Origin of the sequence: Pseudoalteromonas sp. MEBiC 03485 (assembly GCF_004195145.1) — a bacterium.
In the GTDB taxonomy this organism is placed as follows: domain Bacteria; phylum Pseudomonadota; class Gammaproteobacteria; order Enterobacterales; family Alteromonadaceae; genus Pseudoalteromonas; species Pseudoalteromonas apostichopi.
Genome location: NZ_SGBT01000001.1, coordinates 1,897,102 through 1,911,280, shown reverse-complemented (window position 1 = coordinate 1,911,280; position 14,179 = coordinate 1,897,102). Strand labels below are relative to the sequence as shown.

The following is a 14,179-nucleotide window of genomic DNA, read 5'->3' as shown; positions in this document are numbered from 1 at the left end:
GCCCTATCCTGATAAATCAATTTAAAGCAAATACTATAGCTGTTCACGTTAATGAACAATGACAATGCTACTAATTCCCGGGTAAAGCAGAAAAATAATTTAAACCTAACATCAATTGCTTATTTCGCTTTTTTGAAACGCACAATAATCATACCTATCAAGATGATACCAAGGCCTATTAAGCAAGGTACAAAAGCGCTTTGCAGGGCAATATCAAAGGCTAAAAAGTCAGGGGAACCCGTTTGCCAAAGCGTCCATTCATAACCAAGTTTTGATGCAATATGTTCACCGCCGCTGCTAAGTACGATGATTGCATCATTGTTATCGGGATTGATGCGAAGCGTGCTATTTATTGCCGGCTCATTTGCACCATCGTGGCCAAACACAAAATCTCCCGATGCTGTTGGCGCATAAAGCATGGTACCTAGCCCCCAAATTGGTGCGCCTAAGCTAATAGCCAATGGCTCTCGCATGGTGGAGATCATTTGCGGGCTTAACTGCCCTGTTTGAGGTGATGTTAATGCTGGCACTAAAGCGATTAAGTCATGGCTACTTGCAAATAAACCTGTGGCCGCTGCCGATGCGTATTGAAAATGCCCAGCAGCTTGCCCACTTTTATCGTACGCAGGTGCTATGTTGTCTAACTCAGTTAGTACATCATAACTGGCATCAGTCATGTTGACTGGCTTAAAGACATTATCATTCATCCAAGTTGCAAAGCGTTGATTCGTCTTTTCTTCTACCAGTAGCTCTAGCATCAGATAGCCGCCACCAGAGTATTGAAAATCGCCCGGTGGTTTCGTGGCTTTAATTTCTCGCACACCCGTTGATGAAAGCGGGTTATCAAGCGACTCAAGTAAACTTGGTACCGTTTCACTTAGAGGAATATCAGCAAACCCCAAACCATCACTAAGCCCAGCAGTATGAGATAACAGATGAGCAAGGCTGACCTTTTGATTATCAAACTCTGAATCAGGTAATTGCCAAGCTGTTAGTTGTTCATGTATTGCTTTAGCTAGGTCAACTTTCTGCTGCTCTGCCAAAATCATCACGCCATAAGCAGTAATAAACTTGCTAAGTGATGCCACAGGGAACAACGTATTTGCGGTTATTTCATCTTTGCTTTTCGAGTAATCTTGAAAAATCACTTCGCCACTTTCAATCAAAACATAAGCTATGTTCGCTTGGTTTTCAGAAATCAACGCCTGGCTGTTGGCAATAAATTGCTCAGTGTTACCAGTCTCAGCAATTGGCTTTAAAAACCAACCACTGACACCACCATACAAACAGGTCGCAGCCCAAGCAGATGAAAAAAATAGCGTTAACAAAATCGTTTTAAACCAGTTCATACCCTACTCCTTGCTGTGCAAACCGAACTAAACTACTTCGATCTGTTCAGGTTTTTTGATAAAGAAAACCATTAAAATTAATAAAGCTGCAGGGAATAAAAATAAATTCAAATAAGCAAAAATCACCGTTAACTGTAGGATACATATTAGTAGCAGTAGAATAGAAAACACCGTAAGTAGTGACGAAATACCATGGCGCTTTGTCAGTAATAAAGCCGCTGTGATTAAACCAACTAACGCATACAAGCCTAAACTCCCAGCCGATACCACCATGGCAATAACCAAAATACTATCAATCACGTCGTTCGATGCTTTATCGCCGACAACAGCAAGGTAAACATCACAAAGAACGGTAGCATGAAAAGCCAATACCAGCACCGCTAATACACATAACAAGATGCGAACGCCTTCTACATCAAACATATCTTTAAGAGCCTTGCGTAAGCTCAAGTACACATATATCTCAAGTGCACCTATGAATACAAAAATAAGGTCTGAAAAGCTTAAACTTTGTAGGTCAAGCTTAAGTGCTTCTCCTAAGCCATCAAGTGTTTCACCAAAAACTGAAATCCAGTACAAGGGAAATATGACAGCAAGTAACCCCGCTGCAATGCCTGGTATTAAATAGTCACGGTTGAACATATGCCCTCCAAAATCCTGTTGCGTTGTTAAGTTATTCGCTATCACGTTCGTACACCAAAATATCGCCCGGTTGGCAATTGAGCTCTTCACAAATAGCCTCTAGCGTACTAAATCGGATCGCTTTCACTTTTCCGTTTTTAAGTAATGATAAATTGGTCATAGAAATACCTATGCGCTGCGATAGCTCCTTCAGCTGCATTTTGTTCTTTGCCAATTCTATATCTAGGTTGATTCGTATTTTCATAGTCTAAAAAGTACGCAGCTGGTTTATGATTGTCAAACTTTATTTTACGATTATCATAAAATAAAGAATGAAAAACATAATTACCATATGTGGAGTTAAATCTGTTGTTTGAATTTCAGATATAAAAAAAGCCAGTAAATACTGACTCTTATACCGATTCGCTTTGTTTATAATTTAGGCATTAGCCTGAATGGCAGGTATTAATATTGCCGATAGAATACCCAATAAAAATATGCCACCAATGATCAATACGCCCCAAAATGACCATTGTTTTTGAACTCGTTGAAAATGCTCAACACTATCCCAACGTTTATTCTGCCAAGCCATTTCTCGGCCTTTAAAGCCCAAATAAATCGACACAATAAAACCAACATAAGGCACTAAGGCTAATAAACCAATCCATGTGCTGTTGCCAATTGCCCAAATCCAAGTTAGCAAAAAAGCGCCCCAACTAAAGCCTTTAATACCCTCGGGTAAATTGTCTACCTTTCCCTGCCCTGAGTTATTTTCAGATACCATTTCAAGACTTGCTTCGGGTGGAGTGTAATTATCTGCCATGAGTTTTTCCTTATTAATAAGCAAACAGAAATCCTAACTTATAGTATTGAGTGTATTTTAAGCAAGCTGAAAGTTAGCACCTAAAACAGATAATTGTTACCTGATGTGTTTTGTAACATTTATCTCGTTTCCTTTTAATTTCAAATCGCCTAATCTGGGCACATATCTGCAAGGAGAGAACAATGAAAGACTTACAAAAGTTAGTGGGTAATTTAAATAAATCAGGTGCGCTGAGTGGTTTTTTAGGGGGTGTTGCTGGCGGCGGGCTAACTAGTTTAATGGGCGGAAAAAGTAAAAAGAACAGTAAAAAAGCCGTTAAATATGGTGCGCTAGCTGCTGTAGGTGGGCTTGCCTGGAAAGCCTATAAACAATATTCAGAACAAAAAGCGGCTCCTGTGCAGCAAACGAGCTCGCGTGGTTTTGATTTTACTCCAGCCACACTGCATGAGCAGTCATTTAGTGATGCAATCGACGATAATCATAGTGATGGGCAACTATTATTAATGCGCGCTATGATTGCAGCCGCCTATGCTGATGGCCACATTGATGAAACGGAAAGACAAAAAATCTTCACACAAGTTGAGACAATGCAATTGTCTGTGCAAGAAAAGGCCATGCTGTTCGATGAATTGAGAAAACCAATGCAACTATCCGAGTTAGTTGACGCTGTGCCAAACGCACAAATGGGTATTGAAGTATATGCAGCCAGTGCCAGTGCGATTGATTTAAACCAAGCAATTTCTAAACACTACTTAGACACATTGGCAAGTCAGTTATGTATTCCTAGCGAACTGGTGTTAAGTATTCACAGAGAACTTGCCCTATACCAATAAAAATGGGGCATCTTCGCCCCACTTTAACTAGTGCCTCAGTGATGATTAATGAGGTTTTTTAGTGCCATAACGCACCATATCTTTGCCATTTTCATACACATCATTGCTTACGTAACGGCCCAGTAGTAGCTGATGTCTATCATCAAGTACTGCAACAAATGGGCGACCATCGCTATTATTTGTTGCAAGCGCAACACCAGCTACATTCTCAAGCCCTAAACCGCCATTTTCAACTAGGCGTAAAAATGTTTCTAACTCATCTAATGTTTCAATTACATCGTTATCGTTAATCATCTCAAATACTCAGTGATTGCTAATGGGCGTAGCATAGCAGGATTAAAAAAATGGTGCGAATAACAGCCCATAAAGCAACTTAGACTTGGACTAAAAATTGACACAACGGCATACAATTGAAGATACTTCCACTATCGACAGAGACAGTAAAGTTTAATGAGTAACCATTTAACGCTCGAATTAATGACCCCACAGGGCTATCTTGCCGATAGCATACAAGCTATTTGGTATGCCTCAGCGCACTCTCAAGGTGAACAATGGCTTGCCTGCGACGGTGCAACAGGGCTTGTGTTTCCTGTTACCGGTGAGGTTTTACTGGATGACAAGCCGCTTGCTGCCCCTTATGCAATGCAAGAAACATCAACTCAAGCATCCAAAGTCACATTTTCATACGACGCGCAGTTTTGCGGAATTCGCTTTAACCCAACCGTATTGTCTGAACTTAAGCGAAACGCACATCCACTCCTTGCTGAGCAATCGCTGTGTGAAATTGCCGAAGGCCTACAAGATAATGCCAGCTTAGAAGCGTTTGTTGCGTTTATTAGCCGCCACTTTACTGATAATAAAAATATTAACCACAGTAACAGGCACTCAAAACACTTAATCCGCTACCTTATTGAGTTAACGCCACTCGAAACCGCTTATCAACTTGCCCCACTCAGTCAACGCCAGCTCGAAAGGCAAGTAAAGGAGCAATGCGGTGTCACCCCTAAGTATTTTGAGCGTATATACCGGGTAAAGCTTGCTAAACAAGCAATTAAAGTTAACCCTGAAATGAGTTTTGCAGATATTGCATTAGATTGTGGCTTTACCGATCAGCCTCATTTAATCAAAGAATTCAAAGCAATAATGCACATCACGCCAGCAAAATACCGCAAGTTATTAAAAGACTCTCAAACTAAACAAACAAAGCTTATTTTGCGCTAATCATCTTCAAAACGCAGAATATCACCTGGCTGACAACTTAAGTGCTTACAAATTGCATCTAAGGTTGTAAAGCGTACAGCTTTAGCTCGCCCAGCCCTCAGAACTGATAAGTTTTGTGGCGTAATACCTATCGCTTCAGCTAATTCTGCAGACTTCATTTTTCGCTTAGCTAACACAACATCTAAATCAATAATAATCGCCATTAAATCACTAACTCTTGCTCTTCTTGTAGCTGCTGTGCTTGACCCATGATCCAACCAATAACATAAATAATTAAACCCATCACTAAACCTATAATATCAGTATCTTGTATAACCACGACTCTTCCCAAATCAGTATCTGTTGCAAAGTTTAGAAGAGTAATAAGTAGTGGTGGATAGCACACAACTAGCGCAAATTGCGCCAATAATACGCCACCTAACCATTTAAAACATTGAATATTTTCAATAGCGAAGAAAGACCCACGTCGGTAGAGCAAAAATAACCGAATCAAAATTATATTGATAAGAATAAATGGCAGCAATTGCACAAGACCAAGCCATAAAACACTATCAAAATCACTCTCACTCAATGTTTGCGCTATTCCCTGCCAAGATCCGCTGACTTCAAGACCAATCCACATATGCGCACCATTACTTTGAGTAAAGCTTAAAACATCATTGTCACTAAAAAGCACAATAATGCTTGTAACTAACAAACTAAGGAGCGTAAAAACTAGCAAGCTTAGGATCAGCGTACTCATCCAAACAATTTTTTTCATGACGATTTACTCAATGTTATTTGTTTTAAAAGTTGCTCATAATGAGTCGCTAATTGCTTACCTGTTAACGCATCTGAATGATGCTTCCCCTTTGCGATGTAAATCTGCTTTTGCTGAGATTTTGCGTGTTGATATAAAGCTCTCGCTAACTCAGGTGGAGTTTGTGTGTCTTTTTCACCTGTGATTATTAATAGCGGTGCTTGGTAAACTTGTAACGCTTTTAAATTATCGACTTGGTTAATCTCTTCACTAAACTCAAGGCTAACAAACGGTTTAGCAAACCACGGAATTCGTGCTGCTGTCATCTGTTCAACATTTGTCACACTACCTTCGAGTACCAGAGCATCAACATTGCGCTGACTGGCAACATAACCTGCGATCATACTTCCTAAAGAATGGCCATGGATCACAACAGGCAAGTGATTTAAGTCAGCTCTGCCTTTTACATAATCAAACACCTGTAATGCATCAGCTTGTAGATTAGCCACGCTGGGTACTCCTGAACTAAGCCCATAACCACGATGATCCATCATTAAAATATTTACCTGAAAAGGTAAGATTAGCTTGGCAGGTTCTCCACCAGCGACACTAACGCGAAACTGGTTACCACCAAAGTAAATTACAGTGGCGCGAGCATCTGCAACTTTAATAAGGGTACCTTTAAGGCTGATGCCATCATCGGTAGTTAAAGTTACCTTTTGCGTTATGGCAGTACCATCAACACTTTGTATTTCCTGCATTGTTATTTTTTTATCGGGGTATAAAAAATGAGACTCCTCAATTTTAATTGTTGTACAACCAGTTAATAACATCACAATCAGCGAAACCACTGCAATAGAACCAAATTTCATGTTCACGATCCTTCTAGTAAAAAAACACTATGGCACTATCAAACTTAAAAAACAAACATTAATTACCGAAAAACGATAACTAATTACTCTTTTTCACACATCAAAAGCCTTCCCTTTGAGAAATGATTTTGATCAAAACCGCTATCTCCATTAATTAATTTTTATTCCAGTTCTGTATTGAGCGATTTTATTTGCGCTGGGCTTTTATCCATAGGATAGTTAACTCAAGCCTACTAAACGTGCTGTAACTAAATAGGATTATCATGAAAAAAGTTTTACTTGCCACCAGCTTAATCGCCTCGTCATTTTCTGCATTTGCAGCCGATTTAACCGTTGAAGAACTGCGTATTGAAAAAGCCAGCAAAGCCATGCCAAAGGTGTTGAATGCTTTTGCTGATGAAGTAAACCAATTTGAAAAACAGTGGCAAGCTACCACAAGTTACCAGCAGGCGAGTGACCTTATCGATGACTACGCCAAGCAATTATGGCGAGATGCGAAAGCCCGCATTATTAAAACTAACAGTTTCGACGACCGCGAACTGTATTGGGCACGTTTACTTTCAAGCAAGATTATTCGCACCAGCAAACCAAAGTTTGCAATGACAGACAGTGAACAAACCGCATTATTAACAAGGCTTGAAAATGGCAGCCGAGGCCGAACAGAGCTTGATTACAGTAAAAAAACCGATAAACGTATTTTGATTACAGGTTTTGATCCTTTCTTATTGGATAAAAATATTAATCAAAGCAACCCGTCAGGTGTCGCAGCCCTGTTACTTGATGGCCAAGTTATAAATTACAAAGGCATAAGCGCTGAGATTAATACAGTGATGGTGCCAGTACGCTATGAAGACTTTGATCAAGGTATCATCGAATCATTATTTGCACCTTATTACGCACTTAATAATGTCGATATGATCGCCACTATCAGTATGGGCAGAGAAGACTTTGATCTTGAACGCTTCCCAGGTAAGCGTCGCAGTGTAACAGCGCCAGATAACGCCAATATAATCTATGGTGGCACAGCCACTGCCCCAAAGGTTTCAAGCCTTAATGGCCGCCCACTACCTGGTAACGAATTTGTGTTATTCAGCTTACCAGTTAAGCAAATGCAACAAGCTAAAGGGCCATTCATAATTAACGACAACCACAAAGTCGTTACACTTGAAAAAGCATTTGAGCCAAAATCACTTAAAGAATTAGAAGGTGCGATTGCGGTAAAAGGCGGTGGCGGCGGCTACTTATCCAATGAAATTTCGTACCGTAGTATTCGCCTGCGCGATGAGCTTAATTCAGACATCCCTACAGGGCATATTCACACCCCACGTATTCAACAATTTGAGCCAGAAACAGAAGCTAAAATTGTTAAGCAAATTAAAGCAATGCTTGAGCAAAGCTTAGTTGCAATTTAAAAAATAAAGCTCAGCTATTAGACTATAGCTGAGCTTTCTCACCAGCAACACAGCAATTGCGCCCCTGCTTTTTGGCTTTATATAGCGCATTATCAGCTATTTTAAATAAACTATCTGAATCAAACGCCTCATTAGTGGCTTTACTGGCAATGCCAATCGATAAAGTAACATAGCTTAAGTCTTCGCGACCTTGGTGGGTAATGTGAGCTGATTCAACAGCATTACGCAGGGTTTCTGCCACTTTGAGTGCCTCCTGCTTATCAGTATTACTGAGCACAATTACAAATTCTTCGCCGCCATATCGAGCAACAAAGTGATTGTCTGGGTTGGTATTATCTTTTAGGAGATTGGCAACCTCACATAGCGCTTTGTCACCTTGATCATGCCCATAAAAGTCATTGTAGAGTTTAAAGTGATCGATATCAGCTACGATCAATGAAATAGGCTGTTTAGCTGATACAGCATCACTGGCAAGCTTTGCAAAGTGTTTATCTAGAGCCCTACGATTAGCAAGCTCCGTCATTGAGTCTGTATTACTGATATGGTTTAACTTCTCATGGCGAAGAAATATTTCTTCACGTTGGTTTTCAATCAGAGTAAATAACTCATTCATTCCCCTTCCGAGCTGGTGTAATTCGTTATCACCGTAATACTCGTCTCTAGCACTAAAATCGTTATTGCTTATTGCTGAATTTACTAATGTATAAAGCTTTCTAAGTGGTTTCAAAACCTGTTGATTTATATATAAATAAAACAAAATAAACACTGAGCCAGAAATAAATAACCCAGTGATTAAAGAGCTATCAAACAAACTTCGATCGTAAGTACGCTCACGCGATTTAATAGAAAGTACAAATAACAAGTTACCCTTTTGGTCATTAACTCCTAAGTAAAGACGCCGATTATGTTGGGAAGCACCCATTACGCTACGATTATCACCAAATACTCTGGTTAAATGATCTTTATATTTAAACACTTCGTCCGTGCCATAAAAGCGAATATCATTTGCTAACCCTGGGGTTAAATTTTCTACAAAACCTTCATCAATAAAGCTCCACAGCAGCAAAGTCCCTACAAATTTACCCGAGCCATCAGACTTCGTTACATTGTAAGCAATTGTCAGGACTGGAGATTTGTCTATCGTAATAAATCGGACTTTATGAACTAACGCTGATTGGCTATTAGCTATATCATCAGATAAGACTATTAAGTCGTTTTCTTTCAACAAATGGGAGGTTTCTAAGATCTTTGGTGAGTAAGTCAGATAATCATTATTAAAACTGCCACCTCCGATAATATTTGCCTGCGTATCATATAAATACCAACCATTCACGTCTAAACGTTGCAGTGCGTCAGCAATAACATAATCATCATTAAACCACTGGGTATCACGTTCGTACGCTGCCACATACATGGTATCCCAAGCGGAGCTATCAAAAACCATTTTTGACAGCGCATCAATCTCTTGCTGAAGTTGAGACTCCACTCGCTGAATATCAATCCTATCGTTTTGCTTTGTCATCGCTTCAAAGGTTGGCAATATCCATAATTGCCTGATGATTGTTTGCGCAAGCAAAATAGCAATACACGCTGCTGTAAAAGCGAGCAATAAGCGTTTTCTTATCCTCGAGCCAATCACCATAAAATACCAAACCAAACTGCAATTTAAAGACGATAGTATTAAAAAGTATAACCTTGTTTAGTAGGTTTGCTTGCTAGCCTTTAATTAATAATCAAATTAAAAGCTCTAGCCACACAAAAATTGTAAGTAGAGAAATTGTAAAACCCTTGTTTGTATCTAAACTTTTAGTATGACGTTTTATTGAGTTACTTTATGAAAGGTATCGTCTTTACCGAGTTTTTAGAAATGGTTGAAAATGAGTTTTCTTTTGAGGTGGCTGACAAAATCATTGAAGAAAACTCACTTCCTTCAAACGGCGCCTACACCAGCGTTGGAAATTACGACAATAAAGAACTGCTAATGTTGGTCAGCTCATTAAGCAGACATATCAATAAACCTGTTAATGAGCTGGTTCATGCCTACGGTAAGTATTTGTTAAAACGCTTTTTTGTTTTGTTTCCACACTTCTTTAATAATGTCGAAAGCACTTTTGACTTCCTTGATACCATCGACCGGCACGTGCATATTGAGGTTAAAAAGCTCTACCACGATGCTGAGTTACCAAGTTTTGAAACAAAACGAATTAGCAAGAACGAGATGAAAATGTTTTATCGCTCAGGTAACCCATTTGCTTGTTTAGCTGAGGGCTTGATTGAGGGAGCCTGTGAACATTTTAATGAAGTAATTACAGTTAAAAGCGAGATTGACGAAAACTTCCAATCTGCCATTTTTACCCTAACAAAAGAAGCTTAATGTGGATGAAGAACTCTACAAACGAAGAATAGAACGAGAGCGCAAGGCCAGAAAAGAAGCCGAAGCACTTTTAGAACAGAAGTCCTTAGAGTTATATGAAGCAAATATGACGCTAAAACATGCGGCCGAAAATCTAGAAAAAGAAGTCATCACTCGCACCCAAGATTTAAATAAAGCAAAAGAATTAGCCGATGCCGCCAATCAAGCTAAATCGATGTTTTTAGCAAATATGAGTCATGAAATCCGCACACCTATGAATGCAATTTTAGGTATGGCCCACCTAGCTCTCAATAGCGATTTGACTGACAAACAGTATGATTACGTCGAAAAAATCCAGCTTTCAGCTAAATCGTTGCTTGGTGTTATCAATGACATTCTCGACTTTTCTAAAATAGAAGCCAATAAACTCGAACTTGAAAATAGTGATTTTAATCTAAATGACTTCCTCGCAAATCTAGCAAATCTAGTCAGTAGTTTAATTGAGCAAAATAACACTGAAGTAATCTTTGATATTGATGATGGCATTCCTGAGTTTTTAATCGGTGACACTCTTAGGCTCAATCAAGTTTTATTAAATTTACTGAGTAATGCAATTAAGTTTTCAAATCAGAAAAACGTTATGCTTAAAATGGCGATAGAGTCACAAACAAATAAAAGTATTTGTATTAATTTTCAGGTGATTGATCAAGGTATTGGCATGTCTGAGGAGCAAGTAACTAATGTGTTTAAGCCCTTTTCACAAGCCGATGTTTCTACAACACGTAAGTTTGGTGGTACAGGCCTTGGCCTTGTTATTAGCAAAAAGATCCTCGAGCTTATGGGAGGTAACATTGAGGTTAAAAGCCAATTAAACAAAGGCAGTTGCTTTAGTTTTACAGTGTCATTCGCTAAATCATCCAAACAAAGTACTCACGACACAAACGTTTTTAAACAAAAGCATGCTCTTATTATTGAACAAAGCAACCGCCCTGAAGCAGTTTTACGGAATATGCTCAATACATTAGAAATCAACACCCATACTATTAACTGTAAAGATGAAAGACTGTTAGAAATCAGTATTAGCCATGACTATGACTTTATTTTTTTAGACTGGCATGTTCTAAACTATGAGCAAAATAACATTTTGGAGAATCTCAAACAGCAGCTTTCTATCGACATTACAAAAACCATTATTCTCGCTTCTTATGAAAACCAAGAGGTTAAAAACACCCTTAGTACACTTAATAAAACCGTTGAAGAAATATTATTAAAGCCAATTATTAAAGGAAATCTACTCAAAACGCTTGAGCATGTTATGGGTATCGCCACGAAAAAAGATAACAGTGTAGACAACACATGCTTTAAAAAGTTTGCTGGCTCAAAAATACTGCTTGTTGAAGACAACCCCCTCAACCAACAAGTCGCATCGCAAATACTGCGCTCAAATGGATTTATTGTTGATGTCGCCGAGGATGGCATAGCGGCCATTGAAGCTGTCGAAAAAGACTCTTTCGATTGTATTTTAATGGACTGCCAAATGCCAAAAATGGATGGTTATACCGCTGCTAATAAAATTAAAAAGCAATCAAAGTATGCCCATATTCCTATTATCGCCATGACTGCCAATACTATGGAAGCCGACATAACTAAAGCCAAAGAATCGGGGATGCAAGGTTACATAGCCAAGCCTATAGAAGTACAAAACATGTTTGAAGTAATTGCAGCACATTTAAGCCAAAAACAACCCTAATCAGCGAGCTCTATTAATTTTTGTTCTGCTAACGAGCCGTTTTGCTTACGAAACTCATTGGGGTTTATCCCTACACTGCTTTTAAAAACACGATTAAAAGTAGCAAGCGAAGAAAAACCACTTTCAAGTGCAATACTTAGAATGCTCCAATGACTTGCTTCGTCTTTTAGGAGCAGCATTTGCGCATGCTTTACTCGATACTGATTAATAAATAAATTAAAATTAGTGGCTTTAAAATGATGACGAATAGCGCGGCTAATTTTATACTCAGGTACTGCTAAAGCTTGTGCAAAGTCAGAAATTTTCAAATTAGTTTGCAAATAAACCTGTTGCTTAATAATAAGTGCTTCTATGCCCTTGGTCAGCTCAGGCTCTATTTCTCTATTTTCTGACGGCTCAATTTTTTTAGTAGCTTGAACTGCCCTTTCAGAGTTCACCTCTTCAATTTCAGCAGATTCAGTTACACAAGGATGGGGACGCTTTTGCAAAAACATCACTAACTGCATTGCAAGTACGATTAACAAGGCGGATGAGGTAATTATAAGTGGCTCAAACTGTTGAAATTCGCTTTCACTAAATAAAAACTTAGGCAGTATGCTGGCATTAAATACTGCTAAAAAGTAACAACTAGCAAAAATAGTTGCCTGCCACTTTTGCGTTCGTGTTTTACCTTTATAGCCTCGTAATGCTTCCCAAAAGGACAGCACCAGAATACTCGAAGATAGCAGCACAGTTATTTCACCCATACCTTGCTTTAAACGCCACATGAATTGGCTATCTGGGAAAATCTGCGCATCAACACTTACCAAATAATGCCAAGTTTGATTAAACATAATCAAACCTGCAATAGTGCTGGCTACAGCAATATGCACCATGGAAAAAGGCTTGTGCTCACGAAACAAAGTGCGTGATATAAGCCAAGACATATTACATGTTGCACAAGTAAATAAACCGATTAAATAGCTGTAAACACCAATACTCGGTGCACTGATTTTTTGCACCCCAACCATGCAAAGCGAACCACAAAAGACAGCAAACAGATAATGAATAAGCTGCTTATCTTTTTTCATGCCATTTAGCAACATTAGCCCCATACAAACAAAAACGAGTAAGTAATAAGGGGAAGTATTTTGCATAACTCTGCATACCTTAAATTGGGAGTTTGATGAATAATTTACCAATCAGGTAAGTTTACTTTTTCAAAATCAACATGGCAAAAAGAGTTTGTTAGTGAATGTGTCAAACCCTGCATTGGCGGTCATAAATAAACACAATATTTCATTGATCAAATTCCGAATTTGATAAGAAATATTTCTCTAGCCCTTTATATTTGCGGTATTAGCAAAATGTAATGGAATTGATGATGTTTAACAAAAATAGCAAACTTACACCTTTGAAGGCGCTCAAATACAGTAAAAAGCTTTGGTTTATTTGCTTATTACTGGCACAAATTTGCTTTGTGGGTTATCTCATTCTTGGTTATGGAGTGACAAGTATGACCACAGGTCTATCTGGTTGGAATCGACTTAACAACACCGCTTATGTAGCAAATGATACCACGGGGAATTTGATGTATGCAGTGCATGTATTATTTGCTGTAGTGATGATTCTTGGCGGAAGCTTACAGCTTATTGAAAAATTACGTGCAAAATACAAAACCTTTCATCGATATAATGGCCGTGTATTCGTTATTTTAGCTTGCTGTATTTCATTTGCCGGCATGTATTTAATGATAGTAAGAGGCACCGTTGGTAACACCTTGATGCATGCGCTGACAATGTTTGGCGGCTTAGTGGTTATCATCTCAAGTCTATTTGCAGTGAAAACTGCGCGGGCTCGTAACTTCAATGCGCATAAAACTTGGGCGATACGTTTATATCTCGCTGCTAATGGTGTGTTGTTTTTTAGATTACTGATATTTGCATGGTTTTTAGTATTTGGCAGCTTAGGGGTCGATAGCAAAACATTCACAGGACCTGCCGTGCTTGCCGTTAGTCTTTGCTCTTACCTGATACCTCTTTTCATAGCCGAGCTTGTCCGCTATGCAGAACAAACTAACCATAAATTTATTACAATCGGAACGGCATGTTTGATGGCGTTTATATCTGTCGTGTTCTTAATCGGTTTATTTGGAGTAACGCTGGCAAACTGGTACCCCGCTATCATTGCTTAACCAAGCTTTAAAGCTAAAAAAGCCACCCAAGTA

Annotated in this window: 16 protein-coding genes; 6 read left to right on the top strand and 10 right to left on the bottom strand. The window is 38.9% G+C overall.

Translation table 11 applies throughout. The features are described 5' to 3' along the window. Positions 1-119: 119 nt before the first annotated feature. From EVU92_RS08770 to EVU92_RS08755, 4 genes are all read right to left on the bottom strand, one after another. Positions 120-1,349, bottom strand: a complete 1,230-nt coding sequence (locus tag EVU92_RS08770; protein ID WP_130050901.1) for a serine hydrolase domain-containing protein — start codon at positions 1,347-1,349, stop codon at positions 120-122. A 27-nt stretch (positions 1,350-1,376) separates the two neighbouring features. Continuing rightward, positions 1,377-1,991: a hypothetical protein gene (locus EVU92_RS08765; RefSeq protein ID WP_130050900.1), complete on the bottom strand. Its 615-nt coding sequence runs from the start codon at positions 1,989-1,991 to the stop codon at positions 1,377-1,379. Positions 1,992-2,022: 31 nt separating this feature from the next. Continuing rightward, positions 2,023-2,235 carry a helix-turn-helix transcriptional regulator gene (locus EVU92_RS08760; RefSeq protein ID WP_130050899.1) on the bottom strand — a complete coding sequence of 71 codons (213 nt, stop codon included), beginning with the start codon at positions 2,233-2,235 and terminating at the stop codon, positions 2,023-2,025. Positions 2,236-2,409: 174 nt separating this feature from the next. Next, positions 2,410-2,793 carry a hypothetical protein gene (locus tag EVU92_RS08755; RefSeq protein ID WP_130050898.1) on the bottom strand — a complete coding sequence of 128 codons (384 nt, stop codon included), beginning with the start codon at positions 2,791-2,793 and terminating at the stop codon, positions 2,410-2,412. 182 nt (positions 2,794-2,975) lie between these two features. Here EVU92_RS08755 and EVU92_RS08750 point away from each other — a divergent pair, with 182 nt between their 5' ends. After that, positions 2,976-3,626 (top strand): tellurite resistance TerB family protein, encoded by a 651-nt coding sequence (locus EVU92_RS08750; protein ID WP_130050897.1) that lies wholly within the window; start codon positions 2,976-2,978, stop codon positions 3,624-3,626. Positions 3,627-3,671: 45 nt separating this feature from the next. On the opposite strand, the gene EVU92_RS08745 is transcribed toward EVU92_RS08750, so the two are convergent. Further along, positions 3,672-3,920 carry a hypothetical protein gene (locus EVU92_RS08745; protein WP_130050896.1) on the bottom strand — a complete coding sequence of 83 codons (249 nt, stop codon included), beginning with the start codon at positions 3,918-3,920 and terminating at the stop codon, positions 3,672-3,674. Positions 3,921-4,076: 156 nt separating this feature from the next. Between EVU92_RS08745 and EVU92_RS08740 the strand changes: the two genes are divergently transcribed. Next, on the top strand, positions 4,077-4,847 hold the full coding sequence (locus tag EVU92_RS08740; protein ID WP_130050895.1) for an AraC family transcriptional regulator: 771 nt from the start codon (positions 4,077-4,079) through the stop codon (positions 4,845-4,847). Here EVU92_RS08740 and EVU92_RS08735 read toward each other — a convergent pair. From EVU92_RS08735 to EVU92_RS08725, 3 genes are read right to left on the bottom strand one after another with little or no spacing between them, the layout of a single operon-like run. Then, complete coding sequence (locus EVU92_RS08735) at positions 4,844-5,050, bottom strand: helix-turn-helix transcriptional regulator (RefSeq protein ID WP_130050894.1); 207 nt, start codon at positions 5,048-5,050, stop codon at positions 4,844-4,846. The two genes, EVU92_RS08740 and EVU92_RS08735, sit on opposite strands and share 4 nt — an antisense overlap. Beyond that, positions 5,050-5,607 carry a DUF2975 domain-containing protein gene (locus EVU92_RS08730; RefSeq protein ID WP_130050893.1) on the bottom strand — a complete coding sequence of 186 codons (558 nt, stop codon included), beginning with the start codon at positions 5,605-5,607 and terminating at the stop codon, positions 5,050-5,052. Before EVU92_RS08730 ends, EVU92_RS08735 begins: the two co-directional genes overlap by 1 nt. Beyond that, positions 5,604-6,458, bottom strand: coding sequence for an alpha/beta fold hydrolase (locus EVU92_RS08725; RefSeq protein ID WP_130050892.1), 855 nt, complete (start codon positions 6,456-6,458; stop codon positions 5,604-5,606). Before EVU92_RS08725 ends, EVU92_RS08730 begins: the two co-directional genes overlap by 4 nt. A 263-nt stretch (positions 6,459-6,721) precedes the next feature. Here EVU92_RS08725 and EVU92_RS08720 point away from each other — a divergent pair, with 263 nt between their 5' ends. Further along, positions 6,722-7,870, top strand: coding sequence for a hypothetical protein (locus tag EVU92_RS08720; RefSeq protein ID WP_130050891.1), 1,149 nt, complete (start codon positions 6,722-6,724; stop codon positions 7,868-7,870). Between the two features lie 22 nt (positions 7,871-7,892). On the opposite strand, the gene EVU92_RS08715 is transcribed toward EVU92_RS08720, so the two are convergent. After that, complete coding sequence (locus EVU92_RS08715; protein ID WP_130050890.1) at positions 7,893-9,512, bottom strand: diguanylate cyclase; 1,620 nt, start codon at positions 9,510-9,512, stop codon at positions 7,893-7,895. 192 nt (positions 9,513-9,704) lie between these two features. Between EVU92_RS08715 and EVU92_RS08710 the strand changes: the two genes are divergently transcribed. Together EVU92_RS08710 and EVU92_RS08705 are read left to right on the top strand one after the other, a co-directional pair. Further along, positions 9,705-10,244, top strand: a complete 540-nt coding sequence (locus EVU92_RS08710) for a heme NO-binding domain-containing protein (protein ID WP_130050889.1) — start codon at positions 9,705-9,707, stop codon at positions 10,242-10,244. A gap of 1 nt (position 10,245) precedes the next feature. Continuing rightward, positions 10,246-11,973: a response regulator gene (locus EVU92_RS08705; protein ID WP_130050888.1), complete on the top strand. Its 1,728-nt coding sequence runs from the start codon at positions 10,246-10,248 to the stop codon at positions 11,971-11,973. On the opposite strand, the gene EVU92_RS08700 is transcribed toward EVU92_RS08705, so the two are convergent. Further along, positions 11,970-13,109, bottom strand: a complete 1,140-nt coding sequence (locus EVU92_RS08700) for a helix-turn-helix domain-containing protein (protein ID WP_240701305.1) — start codon at positions 13,107-13,109, stop codon at positions 11,970-11,972. The two genes, EVU92_RS08705 and EVU92_RS08700, sit on opposite strands and share 4 nt — an antisense overlap. Positions 13,110-13,333: 224 nt before the next feature. On the opposite strand from EVU92_RS08700, the gene EVU92_RS08695 reads away from it, so the two are divergent. After that, the gene (locus tag EVU92_RS08695) at positions 13,334-14,146 is read left to right on the top strand and encodes a DUF2306 domain-containing protein (protein ID WP_240701304.1); all 813 of its coding nucleotides are present in this window, start codon (positions 13,334-13,336) and stop codon (positions 14,144-14,146) included. Positions 14,147-14,179 lie beyond the last annotated feature (33 nt).

Bases quoted from the DNA above. Each gene is read 5' to 3' on its own strand.
- EVU92_RS08745 (WP_130050896.1), bottom strand. From the start codon at position 3,920: ATGATTAACGATAACGATGTAATTGAAACATTAGATGAGTTAGAAACA.
- EVU92_RS08770 (WP_130050901.1), bottom strand. From the start codon at position 1,349: ATGAACTGGTTTAAAACGATTTTGTTAACGCTATTTTTTTCATCTGCT.
- EVU92_RS08755 (WP_130050898.1), bottom strand. From the start codon at position 2,793: ATGGCAGATAATTACACTCCACCCGAAGCAAGTCTTGAAATGGTATCT.
- EVU92_RS08725 (WP_130050892.1), bottom strand. From the start codon at position 6,458: ATGAAATTTGGTTCTATTGCAGTGGTTTCGCTGATTGTGATGTTATTA.
- EVU92_RS08740 (WP_130050895.1), top strand. From the start codon at position 4,077: ATGAGTAACCATTTAACGCTCGAATTAATGACCCCACAGGGCTATCTT.
- EVU92_RS08700 (WP_240701305.1), bottom strand. From the start codon at position 13,109: ATGCAAAATACTTCCCCTTATTACTTACTCGTTTTTGTTTGTATGGGG.
- EVU92_RS08750 (WP_130050897.1), top strand. From the start codon at position 2,976: ATGAAAGACTTACAAAAGTTAGTGGGTAATTTAAATAAATCAGGTGCG.
- EVU92_RS08765 (WP_130050900.1), bottom strand. From the start codon at position 1,991: ATGTTCAACCGTGACTATTTAATACCAGGCATTGCAGCGGGGTTACTT.
- EVU92_RS08720 (WP_130050891.1), top strand. From the start codon at position 6,722: ATGAAAAAAGTTTTACTTGCCACCAGCTTAATCGCCTCGTCATTTTCT.
- EVU92_RS08710 (WP_130050889.1), top strand. From the start codon at position 9,705: ATGAAAGGTATCGTCTTTACCGAGTTTTTAGAAATGGTTGAAAATGAG.
- EVU92_RS08715 (WP_130050890.1), bottom strand. From the start codon at position 9,512: ATGGTGATTGGCTCGAGGATAAGAAAACGCTTATTGCTCGCTTTTACA.
- EVU92_RS08760 (WP_130050899.1), bottom strand. From the start codon at position 2,235: ATGAAAATACGAATCAACCTAGATATAGAATTGGCAAAGAACAAAATG.
- EVU92_RS08735 (WP_130050894.1), bottom strand. From the start codon at position 5,050: ATGGCGATTATTATTGATTTAGATGTTGTGTTAGCTAAGCGAAAAATG.
- EVU92_RS08730 (WP_130050893.1), bottom strand. From the start codon at position 5,607: ATGAAAAAAATTGTTTGGATGAGTACGCTGATCCTAAGCTTGCTAGTT.
- EVU92_RS08695 (WP_240701304.1), top strand. From the start codon at position 13,334: ATGATGTTTAACAAAAATAGCAAACTTACACCTTTGAAGGCGCTCAAA.